Source organism: Clostridium sp. UBA7503, from assembly GCF_002477055.1.
Lineage (GTDB): Bacteria > Bacillota > Clostridia > Clostridiales > Clostridiaceae > Clostridium_J > Clostridium_J sulfidigenes.
The window spans coordinates 1-8105 of record NZ_DLNT01000036.1; the positions used below are offsets into that span (position 1 = coordinate 1).

Sequence of the window (8105 nt, forward strand, 5' to 3'; positions counted from 1 at the left end):
TCTCATAACCACATCAACCATCCTTTTTTCTATTAAGCAAAATCCTGATGGAAGAGCCAATACATCACATAATTGAATTAACTTGTCATATGAATTATATTCTATATTACCTAAATAATTTTTAATAAAGTTGTATTCTGTTTTAGTTAAATCCATTTCTCCACATATATCATCTACATTACTACATAGAAAACCATGAACAATTGATATTCTAGTCTCAAAGTATCATCCATTTTCTAATACTATTATTACTATAAAAAACTTTTAAATTTGTAACTCTATTTTTTCTTTTCAAAGACTTTTTCAGTATAACCTTCAGTTGATAAGTCAAATAATTCAAAATCATATTCTTCATTGAACTTAATAGACTTTGTTTCAAATCCAACAACTGCTTCATCCTCAGAAGTCAACTCATCATATTTTAATACAATACCAGTCTCCGTATCAATTAGCGCTGTGTACTTTTCTGATTTTGATATATGATCTACAAGACCTTTTTTCCCTGAAATTTTTGTACATTGTCTGCCAATAAATTCTTCATTTCATTCAATTGACCAGGAATCATAATCTTCCATATATTTTCCTAAATAAGTTTCATCTAAAATACTGTTAGAAACTCCCAAAGTTAAGTTAGTACTTCTGCATAATACATCTCCATCTTTATAGCGTTGTTTAGGCATCAATTTATTTAAATCCGAAACTTTTACATTACTATTAGGTGCAATTTCATCTGTTGACGTCCTTATTTTTCTATAAATTTTATCTGTATTATAGAACTCTATACAACCATCATTATTAAAAATTGTATCACTATTTTTATTACTTGTTTCTTCATGAACTAAACTACGATTATTTTTTATATCAATAATATATTTAGTTGTACCATTATCTGTAATAGGAAACCCCAAGTTATATATTTCACCTTCAACAGTTTCAAAAAAATCGATAGAATTTATAACTTTATAATGCAATAATTCTTTTTCATTCATACTATTAAAGAATTCTTCATTGATTTCAATTGATGACAAATCCTTAGAAGTATTTACATATCTAAATTGTTTTACAATATGGGTTAAGCCCAATACTATAAACATTATCCCTATTATTGCAATTAAAATAATCTTTTTTTTTCAAGCATTTCTTTTTCATTATTTACTCCATTATAATAATCTATTTTCCCATATTTAATTCAATATATTTTTCATGAAACTTTAAGTTTTCTAAATCACTTTTAATGTCATTTATATATAATTCTTTTGAAAAATAATATTCAAAAATATCACTTTTAGAATTTTGTGAGGTTTCAAATGTTAATTTTATATTTATTTCTTCTTGGCTTTTCAGCACAGCCTCAACCTCAGGACTACCCTCCACTGCTTCTTGTGGCACACTGAGTTTAATGAAATCACTTTTATTTATAAGAAAACTATGAAGATAAAATGATTTTATGTCTTTATCTTCATCACTTATATTTTTTATTGTTAAATCTACTATATATGAGTACCTAGATTGCCCTGGATTATATTCGTCGCTACCTTCTAACTTAGTAATGCCATCTCCTGTTATTTCAAAATCTTCTAACTTAACAGCTTCTCCTTGGCTATATTTTTGAAGATTATACTCACGTGGTATACCTAAATTAACTCTGTGATAGGAATAACAAAACCCTAATATGATAATGAAAATAACACTTATTCCAATGTACATCTTAGTTCTTTTTTTCATTGATATTTTCCTCACTCATAATTACATGATCATATATTTTACCATTTTCTATAGAGTATATTTCATCACAGATCATTTCTAGCTCATCACGATTATGGTTAGATATAAATACTAATTTATTATCATTCTTTAACTTCCTTATCATAGAGTTTATCTTCTTCACTGATTCTTCATCTAATGCATTTGTTGGTTCATCGAGAATTACTACATCTGGATTTTCCATAACTGCTTGTGCAATACCAAGTTTTTGCTTCATCCCTAGTGAATATTTTCTAAATGACTTTTTTTCATGTGGATCTAAACCAACTTCTTTTAAAATATTAATAATGTCTTCGTCATTTATTTTCTTGTTTATTTCAGCCAAATACTTTAAGTTCTTAAATCCAGAATAATTGGGTAAAAAGCCTGGATTTTCTAGTAACACTCCTACACTATCTGGGTAGCCTCCATCTTTTCCAATAGATTTACCATTGACTGTTATAGAACCTTCTGTTTTAATAAATCCACAAATAGCCCTAAATAGCATTGTTTTTCCAGAGCCATTTTTCCCTTTTATACCGTAGACCTTTCCTCTATCTAAATTTAAAGTAATATTATCTAGAATCAAGTTTCCATTTATCGTTTTAGTAACATTTTTAATTTCAATATATGATTGTCCCATTTTTACCTCCTTAAAATACCTCTTTTTTAGATGCTAAAGCAGATCCTATTGCAATGACACAAGTAGTTATTATTAAATTATATATAATTGAATCATACATAGTAAAATTGTGAACCAAATCAAAGGGAGTATGCCTAATTAATAAACTATGCTGACCTATAAAAAATTTGCTCTCTACGAATATAGATGATGCACACAATACAATATCTATAAGAAAAGCATATACAGGCTTTATCTTAAGTGTTAATGTTATAAAAATAACAACTAGCGATATAGATGTTAGAGTATATAATACAAATACATTTTTAATTAAATCTATAGTATCTATTTTAAAATAATTAGGGTCTATGTATTTGTATATATCTGTACGGAACAAGTAACCTAACATAGCACTTATAAGTAACAAAATAACATAATAGGCAATAATCATAACTATACTCCATATTATTTTAGCTATATATATGTATTGCATTTTTTTCACTCGAATCAACACATATTTACCATTTATTTTTATATCTTCATAGAAATAATTACCCACTGCATAAATTATAAAACTATTTATAAATAGCCAAATTATTGGAAATTTGAAACCTGATGTACTAAGTCCTGTTGAACTTTCTATATATGTACAGCCCTTAAAAATTTCAAAAATTAAACTGTTAGTATTAACTATTTCATAATTATAACGATGGTATATAACAAGCAAAACATATGCTATAAATATAGTGAAAAAAGTGCCAAACTTAATTGAAATAGATCTCTTACTTGTCCTTATATCTCTTTTTATTAAAGACATTATAATCTTTAAACTACTCAATGTCTTTCACCACACATTCTAATATTTTTTTTCAAGTCCTTCATCTCTTTCAGAATTTATATACTTACCCCAGAAATAAAGTAATAGAAAGCCAGCTAAGAAACATATATTATTAGCGATAAGGCTACTAGGATTTATCCATTTATTTCGACTTATCACGATACTCTCTAATATCTTGAAGTTAAATAAATTACTCCCCTCTCCAAGTACTATAACTAATACCATCAAATAAACATATACATTACGCATAAATAACTGAAAGGTGCAAATAAAGATTCCAATAAAGCACAATCCCAAGAATGTTGTAATCCAAAAGACTAATAATACTTTATATGTTACCAATAAATTTGATAAGCTACTCCATATTTCTGTATTTCCATATACAAAATAAGGAAGACCTAATTTAGTATTCCATGTATTATTATATCCTTTCAAAAATACTCCACTAACTAGATAACCTCCAATTACTAAAAGAGTACTCAATAAAAAAGCTGAAATCAGTATTAATCTTATTTTTTTATTCCATAGCCTATTTCTGCTCTTATGCCTTATCCTTCTTATTAAACTATTATTATAATCAACAATGTATATTATTAATGCAGAAAAAATAGGAATTATTAGTATCATATAGCTAGATTTACTAATTAATCCCCATCCATTAAAAGCATGCAAAATATCAAAATTTGATAATTCATAGCCATCATGTATAGCTAAATTCAATACACTTTTCATATTATATAAAGGGTTATAAAGAGATATAATAAAAATTATTATACAAAAAATTAATATCGTATATAGTTCCCTTGATGAAATGTAATTCCCCTTTTTAAAAAGATTCATTTGATTTTCCTCCAAAGTAAAATGGCAAATATGTTACCATTAGCATTACAATAAAAGTTATAAACATTTCAATAGGCTTAGAGCTTATAGCCATACTAGGTAAATATAAAAAGTCTAGAACGCTATATTGTCGAAGACCAATCATATCGAATAATAGATGTATCACCATTACACTTATAAATGGTGATATAAGCACAACAAACTTATTCCTAATAACTATACTAAACCCAAGTGCAATACTCGAAATTACCCCTGCAAACATAAATGATATAAATATCCAAATTAATGTATATAGCAGTGGCTGATTTAAATACATATCTAAATTTAGACTTCCAATATATATTGCATTATACAGTTTTTCAGGCTTTATATTAGGTTGTGTTGCCAAAAGTAATAAGAGTTCAATAAGTAATGGTATTGAAATAGTGATTCCTGAGATGATAAAATTAGCTAAAAACTTACTTTGCAAATATTTACGCTTTGAACATCTTGATAGTACATTTTTTAAAAATCCACTATTTACATCTTCAAGATATGAATCACTATATGAAATAGCCGACAAAATAGGAATCATCATCATAAAAATGTTTGATAATGGTGTTAAATGAAATAAAGTGAAGGAATCATAGGGAGATAATACAGCTGATTTTAAAAATTCATTAAAATAGTTATTATAACCTGAATAAGAGCTAATTATATTATAATAATTAGCTTCTATATTATCTAATATGCAAAATATAATACCTACGAATAATGCAAATAAAAATGTTTTTCTTTTAAAAGCTCTTTTAAGTTCAATTTTTAACATGGTTACCTCCTTATAATAATTGTTTTAAAACTTATACTATACTGTACTAATATGATTAGTTCATATTTCTTAGATTGAATATAAAGTAAATACTTTCTCAAATATTTACTTTATATTCGGTTTAATTAAGTACATTAATTTAATATTATTTCAAATTATACAGAATCAGGGCTCCATAAACCCCTAGCCTCATCTCCCAACTGAGTAAGTGGTCTAGATATTTTCATTTCTAAATCCCCCTTTTATTGTGTTCGTTCTGTTAAGTTATATGAACATTGCACTTCTCAACCCTTGGAAATATAATAGGTTTGCAAAAGACTAATTATCACCCAAGAAAAGGAGAGAAGAACAATGAACAAAACAGTTATAAAATGTCCTCGCTGTCACTCTGATCAATTATATAAGTTTGGATTGGACAAGCAGGCTAATCAAAAATATCAATGTAAAAAGTGCAAGCGTCAATTTGCCCCAGACTCCGTCAGTGTAAAAAAGGAATCACTATACCCTAAATGTCCTAAGTGTGGCAGAGCAACTTATTTACATCATCAATATAAGCATTATAATAAATATAAATGTGGTAGCAAGAAATGTAATCATGTTATTGTTCAATATCACAATACTAGTATTGATTCAGCCTCTAGCGAGCTAATTACTGGATCAATATCTATGAAGGGCATGAGATTCTCACTAAATATAATACTTACAGCTTTGACTTTATACTTTCTTAACAACTCATCTACTAGAGCGATAGCTCAGTTCCTTTGGGTTACGCAGGGTATCAAAGTTTCTCATGTAACAATAGCCAGTTGGACTAACAAATTTGCCCCATTCTTTAAAAATAAGGCTGACAAGTTTAAAGAATTTTTAGACCTGAATTTAGATGATTGGCATGCTGATGAAACAATTGTATTCATTAATGGTGAACGTTACTATTTGTGGCTTGCAATAGACTTTGAAACTAGATTTATTTTAGCATTCCACCTAACAAAATCGCGTAGCGAGGAATCAGCTTTTACACTAATAAATCAAGCGAAAGAATTTGGATCACCTACTAACTCTATAACAGATAGATTACCTTCATATAACCAAGCAGCCAAGCTATTAAGCAACACAAAACATGTTGCTGTAAAGCCAATGTCTAACGACATAACTAATAATCTAATAGAATCATTTAACAAAACCTTTAAAGCTTGGTATAAGGCTAAGAAGGGATTTAATTCTTTTGAAAAAGCCAATAACCTAATATATTTATTTATCTTTCACTATAATTTTATTAGACCTCACGGTTCTCTAAATGGTTATATTCCTGCCGAAGTAGCTGGCATGACTGTTGATGATTTAAACAAGAAGTCTTGGTTTGTAGCTGCTTAACACCTTTTTTAATATCTTTGATTAGCCTACAAAAATCCTATTTACCATAGGCTTGTTTGCCATGCAATAAATTATCCAAACCTATATAATTTTCAAAGAGCGAGTAATTCTATGAAATATTAAGCTATTTTTTCATATCAGCTTAACAGAATCATTTAATTCATTATACCTTTTTACATTTTTACAATCTTCCTCGATTTTTAATATTTAAGTATTTCAACTTTCCTACCACGCGTGCACACATATAATAATCCTGATTACTTTTAGTATAAAATCCATCAAGGCTTCTGTTCTATATAATACCGAAATAAGACAAATATTACAATAACCATATTTGGTCATATTTTCTATTTAAAGTTGTTTATGTATAAAGTACTTCTGAATACACTATTTAACTAAGCATCAATATATCTAAAGTTACTTTGTATATTTTCTTAATTTAAATTATTATTACTCATGATATATTTTGCATTGAACCCCTTAAATCAAACTGCCTTTTCATCCTGCTCCGAAAGATACCATTTACTTTGAGCTTCATACATCTCACTATACTTTCCATCTAATCTTATAAGTTCATCATGGGTACCTACTTGTACAATTTCGCCCTTGTCCATAACTACTATTCTATCTGCAATCTTAGCAGAACCAAGTCTATGAGTAACGATTATAGCAGTTTTATCCTTGGACATCTCTTTAAACTTCTTATATATTTTAATCTCTTCTATAGGATCTATGGCCGCTGTAAGTTCATCTAAAATTATCATATTACTATCCTTGTAAAAANNCCCCTAGCTATAGCTAGCCTTTGCCATTGCCCACCTGATAAATCTATATCATCAAATTCTCTAGATAGCATGGTATCATAACCATCTTGAACTTTTTCCTTTGAAACCTGAAAATCTGCTTTATCTATAGCTTCTTTTAACAGTTCCTGGATAAGTAAAACTTACATTATCAATTGCAATACTAGGCACTCCTATATTATCTAGGTTATTCTTTATTTTTCAATATCACTTTTACAATTTCAGGTCTGTTAAATAATCTTATAGGTATAATACTGTTTCCTAGTCCTCTACTTACATACATATAAGTGTTATCTTTCTCATACTCACCCGCTGTATATTTGGGGAAAAATCCTTGGTCAGGAGCAACTATTCCAATATCAGTAAATGGTATTCTAAACTGGCCTCCGTGTGCATGTCCACTCAATACTAAATCCATATTGCTCTTTGCATAATTATCTAATTGCTGTGGTTCATGGGCTAATAAAATACATAAGGCATCACTTTGTACATTCTTCATCATATCATTTAATGTATTATCTAATATATTTGCATTATCATATATACTAAAATTCTGGTCTTCAATACCCATTAAATAAAAATTATCATTTACTGATACATAGTCATTATCAAGCAGATGTACTCCTTTATTTTTCATATTTTCTTCTAACTTTTTAAAATCATCTTTACTTAAATAACACTCATGATTTCCTGTAACATAATACACAGGAGCTATATCAACAATATTCTCAACAAATGATATAGCAACATTAATATCTGTATGTTTACTATCAACTATATCCCCAGTTATTACAATCATATCTGGATTTTCTTCTGCTATCTTATCTATAAGCTTCTTGTTATCCGTTCCAAATTTCTTATTATGTAAATCAGATATCTGAATGATCGTATATCCATCAGTATCTGCTGTTACTTTTTCATTAATATAATCATATTCCGTTATCATTAAACCATTATTTTGCCAATAAAAAAAACAGTACAATAAAACAGTGATTACTACTGCTGTAGCGCAAACTATACTCTTTCGTTTTAACTTACTTTTCATATATGTCTCTCCAAATTTTTTTCTATTCCTGGCAG

The 8105-nt window shown here is 28.0% G+C and carries 10 protein-coding genes; 1 reads left to right on the forward strand and 9 read right to left on the reverse strand.

What is annotated here, in order from left to right; all coding sequences use genetic code 11:
- Positions 1-278 precede the first annotated feature (278 nt).
- From B3630_RS09685 to B3630_RS09715, 7 genes are all read right to left on the reverse strand, one after another.
- Positions 279-410, reverse strand: coding sequence for a hypothetical protein (locus B3630_RS09685; protein ID WP_346897646.1), 132 nt, complete (start codon positions 408-410; stop codon positions 279-281).
- Positions 411-542: 132 nt separating this feature from the next.
- Positions 543-1094 carry a hypothetical protein gene (locus tag B3630_RS09690; protein WP_346897648.1) on the reverse strand — a complete coding sequence of 184 codons (552 nt, stop codon included), beginning with the start codon at positions 1092-1094 and terminating at the stop codon, positions 543-545.
- 76 nt (positions 1095-1170) lie between these two features.
- Positions 1171-1725, reverse strand: a complete 555-nt coding sequence (locus tag B3630_RS09695) for a hypothetical protein (protein ID WP_346897650.1) — start codon at positions 1723-1725, stop codon at positions 1171-1173.
- Entirely contained in the window at positions 1709-2386 is a 678-nt protein-coding gene (locus B3630_RS09700) for an ABC transporter ATP-binding protein (RefSeq protein WP_346897652.1), read from the reverse strand. The genes B3630_RS09695 and B3630_RS09700 overlap by 17 nt, the downstream gene beginning before the upstream one ends.
- 10 nt (positions 2387-2396) lie before the next feature.
- Complete coding sequence (locus B3630_RS09705) at positions 2397-3203, reverse strand: hypothetical protein (RefSeq protein ID WP_346897654.1); 807 nt, start codon at positions 3201-3203, stop codon at positions 2397-2399.
- A gap of 18 nt (positions 3204-3221) precedes the next feature.
- Positions 3222-4043 carry a hypothetical protein gene (locus tag B3630_RS09710; protein ID WP_346897656.1) on the reverse strand — a complete coding sequence of 274 codons (822 nt, stop codon included), beginning with the start codon at positions 4041-4043 and terminating at the stop codon, positions 3222-3224.
- Positions 4030-4851 carry an ABC transporter permease subunit gene (locus B3630_RS09715; protein ID WP_346897658.1) on the reverse strand — a complete coding sequence of 274 codons (822 nt, stop codon included), beginning with the start codon at positions 4849-4851 and terminating at the stop codon, positions 4030-4032. The genes B3630_RS09710 and B3630_RS09715 overlap by 14 nt, the downstream gene beginning before the upstream one ends.
- Before the next feature lie 351 nt (positions 4852-5202).
- Between B3630_RS09715 and B3630_RS09720 the strand changes: the two genes are divergently transcribed.
- The gene (locus B3630_RS09720) at positions 5203-6222 is read left to right on the forward strand and encodes an IS6 family transposase (protein WP_346897660.1); all 1020 of its coding nucleotides are present in this window, start codon (positions 5203-5205) and stop codon (positions 6220-6222) included.
- A 485-nt stretch (positions 6223-6707) separates the two neighbouring features.
- On the opposite strand, the gene B3630_RS09725 is transcribed toward B3630_RS09720, so the two are convergent.
- Together B3630_RS09725 and B3630_RS09730 are read right to left on the reverse strand one after the other, a co-directional pair.
- Positions 6708-6986, reverse strand: a complete 279-nt coding sequence (locus B3630_RS09725) for an ABC transporter ATP-binding protein (protein ID WP_346897662.1) — start codon at positions 6984-6986, stop codon at positions 6708-6710.
- Between the two features lie 226 nt (positions 6987-7212).
- Positions 7213-8070: a metallophosphoesterase gene (locus tag B3630_RS09730; RefSeq protein ID WP_346897664.1), complete on the reverse strand. Its 858-nt coding sequence runs from the start codon at positions 8068-8070 to the stop codon at positions 7213-7215.
- Positions 8071-8105 lie beyond the last annotated feature (35 nt).

Excerpts from the sequence above, each read along its gene's own strand:
- B3630_RS09710 (WP_346897656.1), bottom strand. The coding sequence starts at position 4,043 with ATGAATCTTTTTAAAAAGGGGAATTACATTTCATCAAGGGAACTATAT.
- B3630_RS09715 (WP_346897658.1), bottom strand. The coding sequence starts at position 4,851 with ATGTTAAAAATTGAACTTAAAAGAGCTTTTAAAAGAAAAACATTTTTA.
- B3630_RS09690 (WP_346897648.1), bottom strand. The coding sequence starts at position 1,094 with ATGTTTATAGTATTGGGCTTAACCCATATTGTAAAACAATTTAGATAT.
- B3630_RS09725 (WP_346897662.1), bottom strand. The coding sequence starts at position 6,986 with ATGATAATTTTAGATGAACTTACAGCGGCCATAGATCCTATAGAAGAG.
- B3630_RS09730 (WP_346897664.1), bottom strand. The coding sequence starts at position 8,070 with ATGAAAAGTAAGTTAAAACGAAAGAGTATAGTTTGCGCTACAGCAGTA.
- B3630_RS09695 (WP_346897650.1), bottom strand. The coding sequence starts at position 1,725 with ATGAAAAAAAGAACTAAGATGTACATTGGAATAAGTGTTATTTTCATT.
- B3630_RS09700 (WP_346897652.1), bottom strand. The coding sequence starts at position 2,386 with ATGGGACAATCATATATTGAAATTAAAAATGTTACTAAAACGATAAAT.
- B3630_RS09720 (WP_346897660.1), top strand. The coding sequence starts at position 5,203 with ATGAACAAAACAGTTATAAAATGTCCTCGCTGTCACTCTGATCAATTA.